General features: G+C 48.8%; 8 protein-coding genes. 6 read left to right on the plus strand and 2 right to left on the minus strand.

Going from position 1 to position 14988, the window contains the following annotated elements:
- The first annotated feature begins 79 nt into the window (after nt 1-79).
- The gene (locus VV1_RS10405; RefSeq protein ID WP_133295516.1) at nt 80-2575 is read left to right on the plus strand and encodes a bifunctional diguanylate cyclase/phosphodiesterase; all 2496 of its coding nucleotides are present in this window, start codon (nt 80-82) and stop codon (nt 2573-2575) included.
- 98 nt (nt 2576-2673) lie between these two features.
- Here VV1_RS10405 and VV1_RS10410 read toward each other — a convergent pair whose 3' ends face one another.
- Nucleotides 2674-4980 (minus strand): YgiQ family radical SAM protein, encoded by a 2307-nt coding sequence (locus VV1_RS10410; RefSeq protein WP_011080086.1) that lies wholly within the window; start codon nt 4978-4980, stop codon nt 2674-2676.
- Nucleotides 4981-5189: 209 nt separating this feature from the next.
- On the opposite strand from VV1_RS10410, the gene VV1_RS10415 reads away from it, so the two are divergent.
- The 4 genes from VV1_RS10415 to VV1_RS10430 all read left to right on the plus strand — a co-directional run bounded on the left by VV1_RS10415 (nt 5190) and on the right by VV1_RS10430 (nt 11320).
- Complete coding sequence (locus VV1_RS10415; RefSeq protein WP_043920967.1) at nt 5190-7652, plus strand: EAL domain-containing protein; 2463 nt, start codon at nt 5190-5192, stop codon at nt 7650-7652.
- 101 nt (nt 7653-7753) lie between these two features.
- Nucleotides 7754-10222 (plus strand): EAL domain-containing protein, encoded by a 2469-nt coding sequence (locus VV1_RS10420; RefSeq protein WP_011080088.1) that lies wholly within the window; start codon nt 7754-7756, stop codon nt 10220-10222.
- Nucleotides 10223-10317: 95 nt separating this feature from the next.
- Nucleotides 10318-11016 carry an HI_1241 family integral membrane domain gene (locus VV1_RS10425; RefSeq protein WP_011080089.1) on the plus strand — a complete coding sequence of 233 codons (699 nt, stop codon included), beginning with the start codon at nt 10318-10320 and terminating at the stop codon, nt 11014-11016.
- Between the two features lie 103 nt (nt 11017-11119).
- Entirely contained in the window at nt 11120-11320 is a 201-nt protein-coding gene (locus tag VV1_RS10430; RefSeq protein WP_013571464.1) for a DUF4250 domain-containing protein, read from the plus strand.
- Between the two features lie 11 nt (nt 11321-11331).
- Here VV1_RS10430 and metR read toward each other — a convergent pair whose 3' ends face one another.
- Nucleotides 11332-12243, minus strand: coding sequence for an HTH-type transcriptional regulator MetR (gene metR / locus VV1_RS10435; RefSeq protein ID WP_011080091.1), 912 nt, complete (start codon nt 12241-12243; stop codon nt 11332-11334).
- Nucleotides 12244-12564: 321 nt separating this feature from the next.
- Here metR and metE point away from each other — a divergent pair, with 321 nt between their 5' ends.
- Nucleotides 12565-14901, plus strand: coding sequence for a 5-methyltetrahydropteroyltriglutamate--homocysteine S-methyltransferase (gene metE / locus VV1_RS10440; protein ID WP_011080092.1), 2337 nt, complete (start codon nt 12565-12567; stop codon nt 14899-14901).
- The last annotated feature ends 87 nt before the right edge of the window (nt 14902-14988 follow it).

Here is a 14988-nt window from a genome sequence, read left to right on the forward strand (position 1 = left end):
GTCTCAACACTAAGACGCAACAGCTAGCGATACTTCAGTTCTTATAAAATACTACGTCAAGGCTGGAGCTTCAGAAAACGTGCATTCGAGTTCAGATCAAAACATTCTACGGCTAATTCGTATTATTCCGTTGTGTATCATTACAGGCTTTATGTTGATCTTGGTTGCAGTGATCGTCAATGGCAATAAAAGCCGAACTACGCAATTGATTGAAACACTGCGCAGCGATTTCACCGACAATCAAAAAGCCAACGTTGCACGACAAGTTGAAAGTGTTTATCAGCAGTTAGAGTATGAGCGCGGCCAAACGATTCATGTTCTTAAAGCCTCAGTAAAAGCCCGCACCTTAGAAGCTTATCAAATCATCGAAAGTATTTACAAAGCCAACCAACATCTTTCTGAGAAGGAAGTGACTCAACTGGTGATGGAAGCGCTGCGTGATGTCCGATTCAACGATGGACGCGGCTACTATTTTATCTACAAGATGGATGGCACAACGGTCATGCATCCTCTTCGTCCAGATCTAGAACAAACCTCCACATGGGAATTGCAAGACACACATGGCGGCTATATTGCCCGAGATATTGTGCGCAATATTCGCAGTTCCACTGATGGGGGCGCGTTTTCTCGCTGGTGGTTTCAAAAACCGGGTTTTGGCACGCAAGAGTTTGAGAAAATTGGCTATGCCAAACACTTTGCCCCTTACGATTGGTTTATTGGTACCGGCGAATACACGGTTGATGTGGAAGCGTATATCCAAAAACGGATGCTGAAATGGCTCTCAGAGTTTCGCTTTGATAGCAACGGCTACATTTTTGTGTTGAATATGGAAGGCGAAACCATCGCTCATATTGACCGTAGCAAGCTGAGCGTGAATCAACCGCACTTATTGCAGCTTTTCCTTGATGCGCTAGAGAAGACCGGAGATGACAACGCCGCGTTTGTTCGCTATGAAAGTGCCTATGTTCCGAAAGCCGTGACCAGCGGAGAGAAAATCAGTTACGTCAAAAAGCTGCCGGAATGGGGGTGGGTGATCGGTGGTGGGGTTTATCTGTCGGAGATCGAAAAATTCATTGATAAGCAAGGGCGTGATTTACGTGACCGTTACCGCTCTGAGCTGTTTAAAATTCTTACGCTTTGTCTGTTATTGGCGTTTGTTTTGGCGTCGTTATCACTGGCAGTCAGCCAGTACATTGGCCGTCGTTTTAATCAATATCAAAAACGCATTCGCACCGATTTCAAAAAACTGGAACAGAGCCAAGAGCAGTTGGCTTACCAAGCGAAGCACGATTCTCTCACCAAACTGCCAAACCGCTCTTTGCTGGAAGTTCAAATAGTGTCGGGCATTCAACGTTGCCGAGCGAGTGGTAAGCAACTGGCGGTGATGTTTGTTGATTTGGATAACTTTAAGAAGGTGAATGATCAGCATGGTCACAAAGTGGGTGACGAGCTGCTGCTCAGAGTGGGCGAGAAGTTCAGCCAACTGTTGCGAGCGGGTGACAGCGTAGCCCGTTTTGGCGGAGATGAGTTTGTCTTCTGTTTTGCTGAGCTAAGCAGCAAGGACGAGGCCGAAATGCTGGCAGAAAGCGTACGACGTTCATTGACCGATCATTTCATTTTGCATGGCGCTTTGGTGTCGACGTCGTGCAGTGTTGGTGTGGCGATGTATCCTCAAGATGGTGACAGTGCCGATCAGTTAATTGCCAATGCAGACATTGTGTTGTTCCGCTCGAAAGCTCAGCACAAAGGGCAAGTGATGTTCTATGATCAGAGCATTAACGAGCAGGTCCAATACGATTTCCTTTTGGAAGATGAGCTGAAATACGCTATCGAGCGCGATGAGCTAGAGGTGTATTACCAACCGCAAGTGAACCCAAGAACGGGTCAGATTGAAGGTGTTGAAGCGCTATGTCGCTGGACCAATGGCTACCTTGGGGCGGTGTCACCGATGAAATTCATACAGATTGCCGAAATCTCTGGGCAGATCTTCGCGATTGGCGATTTTGTGCTGCGCAAAGCGTGTTTAGACATGAAATGGTTAGCGCAAACCACGGGGCGAACCATGCCCGTTTCGATCAATATCTCCCCGAAACAATTACTGCAAAAAGGTTTTGTTAATGGTGTGTATTGCGTCACTCGCGAGTTGGATATCGATTGCCGCTTGATCACCTTAGAGATTACCGAAAACGTATTTATCGAAGAGTTGGAAGAGGTTAAACCTATCATGGAAGAGTTGCGCCAACTTGGCTTCCATATCTCGTTGGATGATTTTGGTACCGGTTTCTCGTCGCTCAGCTATTTGAATGCGCTACCCATCAGCGAAATTAAGATTGATCGCTCGTTTGTCAGCAATATGCTCAGCCGATCGCAGAGTGAAAGTTTGGTCAAGACCATCGTGGCGATTGGCCATTCCAACCGAATTATTGTGGTGGCGGAAGGGGTCGAAACGGTTGACCAGCAAATCCGCTTGCACCAACTGGGCTGTGACCGTCTTCAAGGCTACTTGTTCTCTAAACCCGTGTCACTCAAAGATCTGGTGAACGTCATTGAAGCCAGCAGAACCGCACGCGTTTAAGGCGTGACATCCACATAAAAAAGCCAAGGTCGAGACCTTGGCTTTTGAACAACTTAGAGGCGCTTTGTGATGATCAGAGACGTCTCTTTTTATTGCTGTTAGCGAGCTCGTGACGGTTGGTTTCTGCCACCTGCACGTGGTGAGTTTTTCCCACCCGAGCTTTTCCCACCGGTGTTTGCACCAGAGCGTTGTGGATGTTTGCCACCAGTTGCTGAGCCTGAACGTGATGGAGCCGAGTTTGACTGGCCGCCACGTGTTGGTTTTTTGCCTGAACCAGCGTTAGCTTTATCACCCGGGAAACCCGGTTGGGTGCTGGTGTGTTTGGTAGCAAAACGGTTGGCACCATGGCGGCCTGATTTACGACGCTGCGCTGGCGTGCGAGCATCCATATCTTCCGCTGGCACCAAACAGCCCGGTTTATCGCCGATCAAATACTTCTTACCCATAGTGATCAGTGCTTCACGGATCAACGGCCAGTTGGCTGGATCGTGGTAACGCAACAGCGCTTTGTGCAGTCGACGCTGGCGATCCCCTTTGGCTACCGGCACATCTTCACGCTGTTTGTACTTCACGCGTTTAAGTGGGTTAGTCTCAGAGTAGTACATCGAGGTGGCATTACACATTGGCGATGGGTAGAAGTTCTGTACCTGATCGCACTCGTAATTGTTCTTCTTCAGCCACAATGCCAAGTTCAGCATGTCTTCATCGGTCGTGCCCGGGTGCGCAGAGATGAAGTACGGGATCAGATACTGCTTCTTGCCCGCTTCTTGGCTGTACTTATCGAACATCTCTTTGAAGCGATCGTAAGTACCCATACCCGGCTTCATCATCAGGTCGAGAGGGCCCTTTTCGGTGTGCTCAGGGGCAATCTTCAAATAACCACCAACGTGGTGCGTAACCAGCTCTTTCACGTATTCAGGAGATTCAATCGCGAGATCATAACGAACGCCCGAGGCGATCATCACTTTCTTCACCCCTTTAACCTGACGCGCTGCGCGGTAAAGGTCGATGGTGTGTTTATGATCGGTATTGAGCTTATTACAGATACCCGGGAAGACACACGAAGGGCGACGACAGTTGGCTTCGGCTTTTGGATCGCTACAACCAAGGCGATACATATTGGCTGTTGGCCCGCCTAAGTCAGAAATGGTGCCCGTAAAGCCGGGTACTTTATCGCGGATCTCTTCCAGCTCGGTCAAAATCGACTCTTGTGAGCGGTTTTGAATGATGCGTCCTTCGTGCTCGGTGATTGAGCAGAATGAACAGCCACCAAAACAGCCACGCATGATGTTGACGGAGGTTTTGATCATGTCATAGGCAGGAATCTTCGCTTTACCATATTTAGGATGCGGAACTCGCGCATATGGCAAACCGAACACATAATCCATCTCTTCTGTGGTCAGTGGGATCGGCGCTTGGTTTACCCACAGCTCGCGGTTACCGTGACGCTGGATCAGTGCGCGGCCAGAATAAGGGTTGGTTTCCAAGTGGAGAATACGGCTGGCGTGCGCATAAAGAATGCGGTCGTTTTGCAGCTTCTCGAAACTTGGCAAACGCACCGCAGTGGTCGCGGCGTCGTGACGCGAAGGACGAATAGTAATCGGCTGCGCTTTGGGCTCTTCCGATTTGGTTTCACACTGCGTTTCCACTTCGTATGGATTTGGCGGAATAAAGGCTTCTTTACGTGGCTTCTCGATGCGCGAGGAATCGATGATGGTGTAGCCTTCTGGCTCTGCCGCAAGGTTAACCGCGGTGCCACGAATGTTGGTCATTTGAGCGATCTCTTCGCCCTCAGCCAAACGATGCGCCACTTCCACCAGTGCACGTTCTGCGTTGCCAAACAACAAAATGTCCGCTTTGGCATCAAGCAAAACAGAGCGACGCACTTTGTCGGACCAGTAATCGTAGTGAGCAACACGGCGTAGGCTTGCTTCAATGCCGCCTAAAACGATAGGCACGTCTTTATAGGCTTCACGACAACGCTGCGAGTAAACAAGAGTGGCGCGATCTGGGCGCTTGCCACCTTCATTATTTGGCGTGTAGGCGTCATCGTGACGTAATTTGCGATCTGAAGTGTAGCGGTTGATCATCGAGTCCATATTGCCTGAGGTGACACCAAAAAACAGATTTGGTTTACCAAGCGACATGAAGTCGGTTTTGTCTTGCCACTGTGGTTGAGCAATGATGCCCACGCGAAAGCCTTGTGCTTCCAGTAAGCGACCGATGATCGCCATACCAAAACTCGGATGGTCGACATAAGCATCGCCAGTGACTAGGACAATGTCACAGCTATCCCAACCCAATGCGTCCATCTCTTTTCTGCTGGTTGGCAGAAAAGGGGCGGTGCCAAAACATTCGGCCCAATATTTTTTGTGGGTATGGATAGGGGTAATGTCGCTGTGCATAAAATAACCTCAGATTTTGCGAGCGCGAATTATAGCGGCTTGTGAGACCACTATCCACCACTACATAACCCTAGTTTTATCACGTATTTTCGCTAACCAAAGTCCACTGGTAAGAAGCAAGCTAAAAACTGTAGGGGCAGTCAAGGTTAGCGTTGGGCAACGATTCTATAATTATGAAACAAGAGTCGTATTTGGCATGGAGTTGGCCCATGGATGAGAAGTTAGTTGGTTCGTCGAGTGAAGTTCAGGCTCATGAAAATGTCATTGGTGTCGCGTTTGACTGGCGGCTCAACTTTGTTACTCAACGGTTTGAATGCGAAGAGAGTGCCGCCTATGCCTTATTTGGTGTGGAGATCTTTCCCATTACCACCAAGCAGCTCATTCAGTGGTTGCCGATTTCTCAACGGAAAAAAGCGATCGATGCTTTTCGCCAAGTGTTAACGACAGGTGTTAGTCAACGTTATCAATGTGCGCTCGTGACGCCGTTAAACATTGTCACTTTTGTTGAGTTTGATATTGAAAGGCAAGGAGAGAATCAGCTTGCCGGAACCGTCACACCATTATTGCTCCTGCGTGATGCCGATGAAGTGGCCGAGCTGTTTTACCGTTTGTTTGAAAACGATCACCACGGCATTTTAGTGACCGATGAAGAGACTCGCATCCTTGCGTGTAATGCCTATTTTGAACGCCTCACTGGGTATCATCGCCGCGATCTTATCGGTCTTAAATCTCGTATTTTTAACGCAGATAAACACTCTGAGCATTTCTATCAGTCGATGTGGCACGCCCTTGCGACGGAAGGCAGTTGGTCCGGGGCGATTTTGACCCGAACCTCAGGGGGAGAGAATACCCCACAAGATCTCACTATCCAAAAAGTGACTTTAGCGGGTCGAGACTATTTTATTGGGTTTAGTGCCGATCTCTCGACGCATCTCAATCGCCTTAATGATCGGGAAAAAGGAGGCATTGATCTGCTCACTCAGTTGCCCTCTAAAGAGAAGTTCCTGCGCTTATTGGAGGTTTGGCACCAAAGTGAGAGTGACAAGTCAACGCTCCTGCTGCTGGCGATACAGCCGAATTTCTCTTACAGCACGGAGCTGAATGCGAAAAGAGAATTTGCTCAGTTTCTGTTTGAGCACAGCCATAACCACTTAGTGGGCTATCTTGGCAATGATCGCTTTGTTGTTGGGCTGGAGATTGAACATCATTCTCATATTTCTCTCATTCGTCAGGTTCGCCAACGTATGAAGCGATTTTTTCACGGTTTCAAGCAAGCCAAAGGCGAAGTTTCGCAAGCGCTAACCCAAGGGAAAACCGGTGTTTCGGTACTCGGTGTTGATGCAAAAACGCCGGCGGCACTGTTCACGCATGCTAATCAGGCTCTGTTGGAAATGCATTCAGGGCAGCAACGGCACATCAGTTTTTATGATCATGCTATGCACTTACAAATCGAAAAGAAAAAGCGCTTAGAAACCTTATTGCTTGAGTGTATCGAGCAGAAAACCATTGAAGTCCATTACCAGCCGATTATCGATCTACAACAGTGGCGAGTGGATAAGTTCGAAGCTTTGTGCCGTTTCCCCCCCGCATTGAGTCAAGAAGCCTCGGTTCAGGAGTTGATCAATATCGCCGAGGACTTGGACATGATTGAAATTCTCGACCAGCAGGTGGCAAGGCAAGCATTAAGCGATCTTGAGTATTTACAGTGTTGTTTTGGGCCACAAGTGGGTATTTCGTTTAATCGTTCCATCAGTTCGTCAACGGGCGTCAGTCAGCTGTTGATGCAAACGGCGTTGCTGATTGATGAAAGTGGTGTACAACCTGATCAAGTGACGGTGGAAATCACGGAAAATGCCTATTTTGAAAGTGAAGAACACAAAGCAGATGGCCTGAAGCTGCTACGTAAAGCGGGCGTTTCTGTTGCCGTTGACGATTTTGGTACCGGCTACTCTTCGTTTCAATACCTCACCCAATGCCATTTTGATGTGCTCAAAATCGATCGCGCGTTTGTGCAAAATATTCGTGTGAACTCCAATCAATATCGTATTGTGCGCTCGCTGACAGAGCTTTCGCATCAACTGGGCTTGCGGGTGGTGGCTGAAGGGGTAGAAAGCGAAACCGAGCTGCAAATTTTGGCACAAATCGGTGTGGACAGCGTTCAGGGGTACTTTTTTGCTAAGCCTTTTGCCCTCAAAAGTGATGCCCAGCAGCAATTCGAAGCGCTCTCTTTGGCATCCTACCAGAAGAAGTACGGCTCGAAAGGGTGCGTCTGCGATCTTGCCACGCCCGCGACGCCTCATCTTGACCCGGGGGACCCAATCTCATTAGCGTTCGAATATTTGCAGCGAGATGAGCTCAACATTATCCCTGTGGTGGACGGGCGGAAATGTGTAGGGTTTGTCGATAGAGAAGCGATGAACTTGCATTTAACGCCAGGAATGGGCACCGAGCTGGAAACCATGAAAGAAGCCGGTTTGTGGAACAAGCGCGTCAATCAAGTGATGGTGTTGAATTTTTCAACGCTGCATTGGCACACACAAATGAGCGCATTGGCGGTGGTCATTAACCAATTGGAATTGTTTCCTTGGATCATGGTGGATGACGATGGGGACTATAAAGGGGTAATTGAAATGCACTCGGTCCTTAAATATTTGCGCAAGAATCTTAGTTAGTTCGGCTGGTGTAACTGCGCCTCATCACCTAATTTTAAAGAGGCTAGGGTTTTTATTAACGTCAACGCAGTGGCTAGCGTGAGGTTCGTTAAGGAAAAACTATGTTACAACCTTCCAGAGGAGAGTGGCGCTCTGGCGAACATTCCACCAAGTCATCATCGTATGGCTGGCAATGGAAACACGGTGATGCGTGCTTACATGTTGATGAAGCGCTATTTCGTCATTTTTGGCGTATCGGACTGAGTGAGGATGTCAGCGCGTTATTTTGGTCTTCGTTTGCCACCATCGACAAACTGCAATTACTCAACTTGCTCGACAGAGCGTGTCAATCCAAAAAATCAGGCAGCTACCGTTGTTGGATTAGCCTTAACTCGGTCAGTCACTATGTGCTGTTTCGATTTGTTCCCCAAGCGGAGAATGCCGTAGAGGGGGAAATCCGCAAGCTGTTTAGTGTCGATACCAAAGGAAATGAGTTTTCGACGCTGTTTCGCCAAGCGTTCGACAATGATCATCATGGCATTTTGCTCACGGATGCCGCGACACAGATCTTGCTGTGCAATCGCTACTTCGAAAATCACACAGGTTACAAACTCAATCAAATTGTTGGGCAGTGCGCATCGATTTTGGATTCAGGCAAACACAGCGATGAGTTTTACCAAAGCATCACTGAAGAGGTAAACAGCAAAGGGCTGTGGCAAGGCGTGGTGCTTATTCGTACCTTTGGTGGTGCGATTGTGCCGCAGGAACTGACGCTGCAAAAACTCACTTGTGACGACAAAGTCTATTACCTTGGTTTGTATGTGGACTTCTCTGATCGCCTCTATCGTCTGGCCGATATGGAGCATGGTGGCGTGGAGTTGTTGACACAACTGCCCACAGAAAAGCAGTTTACCCAGCAACTGACAGTGCGCTGGATGGACTCGAATAATGATGATTTGTTAATGGTGCTGGCGTTTTTGCCCAACTTCGCGGCAGGTGATGAATATGAACTGAAACAACGTCTGTCAGAAAGCTTAGAAAAAAACCGCGTCAGTAGCGCCGTGGGTTATTTAGGCGGCAACCACTTTGTTGCGGCGATTGAATGCAACAAAAGCCAAGGACCGAATCAGGTTCAGATCATTCATCAAACCATCCGTAAGTTTTTCGCTCAGCTGACCCATTTGAGTGGAGAGGAAGTGCAAAATGCGCTGTTGCGCGGGAAAGTGGGTGTTTCGATACTTGGGCATGACACGCAAAACCCTAAAGTGATGGTGTCACACGCGGTACAAGCCATGCTTGAGCACGATGGTCAACATAAAGGCATGATCACCTTCTATCACGGTTCTATTCACCGAGAAGTGTTGCGCCGACGAGAGTTGGAAGAGCTGGTGGTGCGCTCGATCAAAGAGGAATCGGTAGAAGTGTTTTACCAGCCGATCATCGATACTGCGACGTGGGATATCGCCAAGTTTGAAGCGCTGTGCCGTTTTAAAGACAAACATGGTCAATGGCAAAACACGCAAGAGCTGGTCGGCATTGCTGAAGAGCTAGAGATGGTGGCGGATCTCGATTGGACGGTCGGTAAGAAGTCGCTGCAAGGACTGAAATCCATTCATGAACGTTTCGGTACCCGTATTGGCATAACGATTAACCGTTCGCTCAACACCAAACTTGGGGCGGAAGAGGTGCTGCAAAATGCCGAGCAGATGATCTGCCTGTATTCCGATACCCCAGAGCTGGTGACGGTAGAGCTAACAGAAAGTGCCTATTTTGACAGTGAATCGAGCCAATCAGAGTTGATCAAGCGCATTCGCAACATGGGGGTCAGCGTTGCTATTGATGATTTTGGAACGGGGTACTCCTCCTTTACCTATCTCAGCGACTGTAATTTTGATCTGTTGAAAATTGATAAAGAGTTTGTGACCGATATTCATGTTGGTACACACAAGTACCACATTGTGCGAATGATTACGGAGTTGTCCCACACCCTCAACGTGAAAGTGGTGGCGGAAGGGGTAGAAACCAAACAAGAATTGGAAGTGCTGTGCGGGCTTGGGGTCGATTACATTCAGGGGTATTTCTTCTCGAAACCTTTGCCTCTTGATCAGCTTCACCTTGCTTGGAATTATCAAAATCAGTTGAGTGATTTTCTTGAAAGTAATGAAAGCGTTAGGAGTATGGGAGTGCTGCGCATTGCGCAATCTTGTGTGCCGCAACTCGATCCGCAGGAAACGATCAAACAGGCTAAGTTATTGCTTGATGAAGGAAAGTACACGGTGTTGCCCATTGTGGATGAAGGCGTTTGCCTTGGCATCGTCGACAGAGAAACCCTCAACTTGCATCTTTCCCCCACGCTGGGGACCAAGCTAGAAACCACCAAAGATCTTGCTATCTGTAAGCGAACCTTGAACCAAGTAATGAAAACGCAATTCTCAACCGTTGATGTGGCGACCAAGGCCGTCGAGATAAATGAACTGCTGAAACAATCGTTGCCATTGCCTTGGGTGATTTTGGACGAATCGGGGCAATATATGGGCATCGTGACTCACCAAGATGTGCTGCACTATGTGTCTGGTGAAGGGCTTTTTTGACGCCGCATCAATGAGAGTGGCTTGGCAAACTTTTGTGCGCTCATTGCTGTTCTCAAGTGCTTTGGGTATCATGCCTGCCCAGTTTTAGTCGCATTATGTTGTTCATCATGATCCAGTTTTTACTCTCTTCTTTTGCTCCAATGTTGCTAGGAGCACAACTTGTTTTAACCCTCATTTTAGTGAAAGGCGATATTTGCCCGGGCCAACGTGGTCGTATCCATAAACTCTTGCCCGCGATTGGTTTGATGTGGATGGCGGTCTCTTCAATTGAGATTGCGGCTTTTCTGGTGGTGTTTGCCATTTTCTATTTCTATTCCAAAGTACAAACCGGCAAAACGCGTGATGCAGGACCACTTTGGGTTCTCTACTTAGCCGATGGCTTAGCGGTGTCGTTTGTTGCGATTCAGGCGATGAAGCAACCCATGTGGGGGGCGTCTGTGGCGACGGTGATGATGGTGGTACTGCTTGGTGCGGCGTTTGCGCACTTGTTGTTAGTGATTGCTCGCTCACGTTTGCAAGCCTTCCACCGCATTTTGCCGTTTAGTGGTATTGTGGCGGCGATGGGCCTAGCGCTTTCGTTGCTGGCTGTTGCGTCCGGTTTTGATAAGCAAGCACAGACTCAAGCCACAACCTTGATTCTCACCAGCCTTGCGCTGGTCATTGGCGGTATTGTCGTGTGGTGTTGGCACATTTTCAGCGGAAAAACCGCCAGCAAGATCCAGCTTTCAACCGCGTGGGTGATGGTCGTGGCGGCGACCGTCTCTATGCAGATTTTGTTTGTGGTGAATGGATAAGTCTCATCTCTGACGAACATTCAAACATTTAGACCCGCTTCACTTTATCCAGTTGAAATAGTGACTACGCTTAATGGAGATGTACCAACAAAGGAGCGTAGTCATGGATCTGAGTAACGTCGCCCGTTTAGACAGCATTATTCTACTGGGCATCGTCAACGAGAAGTTACGACTGGAATGCGACAGCTTTGAAGAGCTGGTCAGCATGTACGAAATGGACGTTGAGCAAGTGGTCGGCAAACTGGATGTATTGGGTTATCAATACGATCCGCTCACCAACCAATTCAAATCATACTCTCGCTAGTGACCATTCCCTTAAGCCATCTTGATGCCATCAAGATGGCTTTTGCATTGCTGTCTCGCCGTCGCAAAGAAGGCTTGAAGATAGCGTTTGTCTTTATCGGCATTGCGTGTGGCGGCAAACAGTCGTCGCCACAATCCTTTACCTAATGGAATACTGGTGATCAGCCCTTGGCGAGAAAATTCACTGATCGCCCAGTTGGGCAAAGCCGCAACCCCCAAACCAGCCGAAACCATCTGCACTAGCATCAGTGTGTTGTCTGCTTGTTTCCAGCGAGCGGGCTCGACACCAGCGGGCGCCAAAAAGTGTTTCACCACATCTAAGCGTTGTTTTTGTACCGGATAAGTCAACATGGTTTGATCGGCGAGATCGTCAGGTTGTAAGCGCTCTTTGTTCGCTAGAGGATGGTTGGTGGCGGTAATCAGGCGCATTTCAAAATCAAACAGTGGCTCGTAATGCACTTCAGAGCGAGGCTGGATATCGGACGTGATCACCAAATCCAGTTCGCCAGCCATCAAAGCGGGTAGGGGCTCAAAGCCAAAACCGGAGGAAAAATCGAGCGTCACACTCGGCCAGGTCAACTGATATTCCTTCAGAGCAGGCATGAGCCACTGAAAGCAGGAGTGGCATTCAATCGCCATGTGTAAGCGGCCATTCACGTCTTCTTTTAAGCTCGCCAGTTCATTTTCTGCTCTGGCTAACTTCGGCAAAATCTCGTCGGCTAAGCGCAGCAAAATCTCCCCTTCTGAAGTGAATTTGACGGGGCGAGTTTTGCGTAAAAAGAGCTGACCACCAATGCGCGCTTCCAAATCTTTAATTTGATGGGAGAGCGCCGATTGAGTGAGATGCAGTGAGGTTGCCGTAGCGGTCAATGAGCCAGTGTCTCGCAATGACGTTAGTGTTTTTAAGTGTTTTAGCTCAATCATGAATCCCTCTCAACCAATCGCTCGTTACATGAGCCTTTTTAACTTACTCAGTTTTTTTGGAGCTGTAAACATCTAGACGTCTATTTATTTTGGTTGATGTTTCTTTTCTTATGATGAATTTTTCTAATAAACAAGTTGAATAAATGGAGATTGTCGAAACGCGAGGTTAGCGAGATAGTTTAGCCATCCAGACATCTTGTTGAATAAAGCGAACGAGATGCAACGAACGAGATGTCATGCATCCGCTCAGCAGCAGTTTGTGAGCAGCATAACCATCCCAGCATAGAAAAAATCACGCATAGAAAGAATAAGGAATTTGACATGACAACGACCACGCATATCCTCGGCTATCCCCGTATCGGCGAAAAACGCGAACTCAAATTTGCCCAAGAAAAATATTGGCGCGGAGAAATCGACCAAGCTGAATTGAAAAAAGTCGGTGCGGAGCTGCGCCACAAAAACTGGCAAACTCAAGCCTCAGCAGGGCTTAGCTTTGCCGTTGCAGGGGACTTCGCATGGTATGACCATGTTCTAACCACCACCTTGTTGCTTGGCCATGTGCCAAAACGCCATCGTCATGGCTTCCCTGATTTGGATACCTTGTTCCGAGTGGGCCGTGGTCAGTCGCAATCGAGCTGTGCGTGTCATGGTGCGGCGGCGTCAGACATGACGAAATGGTTCAACACCAACTATCACTACATCGTGCCAGAATTCAGTAAAGAGGACACCTTTGAAGTCAGCTGGCCGCAACTGTTTGAAGAAGTGAACGAAGCCGTACAAGCTGGCCATAACGTAAAACCGGTGCTGCTTGGCCCACTGAGTTACCTCTACCTTGGGAAGGAAATTGAAGACGGATTTGACCGCTTAACACTGTTACCTCGTTTGCTCACCGCTTACCAAGCGATTTTGGCCAAGTTGGCCAAGCAAGGTGTTGAATGGGTGCAAATTGATGAACCTATTCTTGCACTTGAGTTGGAAAAGCCTTGGCTTGATGCATTTAAGCTTGCTTACCAAGTGATCCGCAGCGATGTAAAAGTGCTGCTGACCACCTATTTTGACTCTGTTGTAGATTCGCTTGATCGCATTGTCGAGCTCTCAGTGGACGGCCTTCATGTCGACCTTTCTGCCGCACCTGAGCAGTTGGATGCGGTGCTGGCTAAGTTGCCGCAAAATTGGGTGCTGTCGCTTGGGGTTGTCAACGGTCGTAACGTGTGGCGCTCGGATGTCAAAGCGCAGCTAGAGCGCCTTCAGCCCGTGAAAGCAGCATTAGGCGAGCGCCTTTGGGTCGCCAGTTCATGTTCGCTGCTGCATTCTCCGGTGGATTTAGAGCTAGAAGCGGGTTTGTCTGCAGAAGTGCGTAGCTGGTTTGCTTTTGCTAAACAGAAAGTGTCGGAAGTGGTGCTCCTGGGTAAAGCGCTGGATGGAGATGCGGCGGCGATTGCACAGTGTGAGGCGTACAGCCAGCCAATCCAAGCACGCAAATCGGCTGCTCATGTACACAAAGCAACGGTACAGTCACGAGTCAATGCTATTACCGCAGAGCTTGCTCAGCGCAGTGTGCCTTATGCTGAGCGTGCGCGACACCAAGCTGAGGTGCTGCAGTTGCCACTATTACCAACCACCACCATTGGCTCTTTCCCGCAAACCAGCGAGATCCGTGTTCAGCGCAGTGCCTATCGCAGCGGTCAGCTTTCCTCGGCAGAGTATGAACAAGCGCTAAAAGGCCACATAGCGGATGCGGTCAAACGCCAAGAGGCGCTCGATCTCGATGTGCTTGTTCACGGCGAAGCGGAGCGCAACGACATGGTTGAGTATTTTGCTGAAAACCTGGCGGGCTTCCAAACCACGCAATTTGGTTGGGTGCAAAGCTACGGCTCGCGCTGCGTGAAACCGGCCATTGTGGTCGCGGATATTGAGCGCGAGCAGCCTATTACGGTGGGTTGGTCTACCTACGCCCAGTCGCTCACTTCAAAACAGATGAAAGGCATGCTGACGGGCCCAGTCACAATTCTATGCTGGACATTCCCACGTGAAGACATCAGCCGTAAAGCGATTGCCCAGCAACTGGCTTTGGCGCTTCGTGATGAAGTCTCGGATCTGCAAGATGCAGGCATCAACATCATTCAAATTGATGAACCTGCAATTCGTGAAGGTCTGCCACTGAAAAAACGTGATCATCAAAACTACCTAGATTGGGCAGTCGAAGCGTTTCGCATTTCAGCGGCGAGTGCGAGGCCAGAAACGCAGATCCACACTCACATGTGTTACAGCGAGTTCAATGAAATCATTGAGTCGGTGGCGGCATTGGATGCGGATGTGATTACCATTGAAACGTCACGCTCGAATATGGAACTGCTTAAAGCATTTGAAGAGTTCAACTACCCGAATGAAATTGGCCCAGGTGTGTATGATATCCATTCGCCAAACATTCCAAGCGAAGAGTGGATTGTCGATCTCGTGAAGAAAGCGGCGCAGAAGATCCCAGTAGAGCGTTTGTGGGTAAACCCAGACTGCGGATTGAAAACACGCAACTGGCCAGAAACCGAAGCCGCGTTGGCAAACTTGGTGTCTGCAGCAAAACGTTTGAGAAAAGAGTTCGCCAAGGAGACTACCGCTGTGAATAGCGAGGCAGTGGCAGACGTAGAAACGGAAGCCTAAAGCGAGCGCGTAAAGAGACCGAATGAGTCATAAAACAAAAGGGGTTGGCATAGTGCCAACCCCTTTTTCGTTCTATCGCTGCTCAGT

The organism is Vibrio vulnificus CMCP6 (assembly GCF_000039765.1).
Taxonomy (GTDB): Bacteria; Pseudomonadota; Gammaproteobacteria; order Enterobacterales; family Vibrionaceae; genus Vibrio; species Vibrio vulnificus_B.

What these genes read in the sequence shown, in the direction of transcription:
- VV1_RS10425 (WP_011080089.1), top strand. Translation starts at nt 10,318, where the DNA reads ATGTTGTTCATCATGATCCAGTTTTTACTCTCTTCTTTTGCTCCAATG.
- metE (WP_011080092.1), top strand. Translation starts at nt 12,565, where the DNA reads ATGACAACGACCACGCATATCCTCGGCTATCCCCGTATCGGCGAAAAA.
- VV1_RS10430 (WP_013571464.1), top strand. Translation starts at nt 11,120, where the DNA reads ATGGATCTGAGTAACGTCGCCCGTTTAGACAGCATTATTCTACTGGGC.
- VV1_RS10420 (WP_011080088.1), top strand. Translation starts at nt 7,754, where the DNA reads ATGTTACAACCTTCCAGAGGAGAGTGGCGCTCTGGCGAACATTCCACC.
- VV1_RS10410 (WP_011080086.1), bottom strand. Translation starts at nt 4,980, where the DNA reads ATGCACAGCGACATTACCCCTATCCATACCCACAAAAAATATTGGGCC.
- VV1_RS10415 (WP_043920967.1), top strand. Translation starts at nt 5,190, where the DNA reads ATGGATGAGAAGTTAGTTGGTTCGTCGAGTGAAGTTCAGGCTCATGAA.
- metR (WP_011080091.1), bottom strand. Translation starts at nt 12,243, where the DNA reads ATGATTGAGCTAAAACACTTAAAAACACTAACGTCATTGCGAGACACT.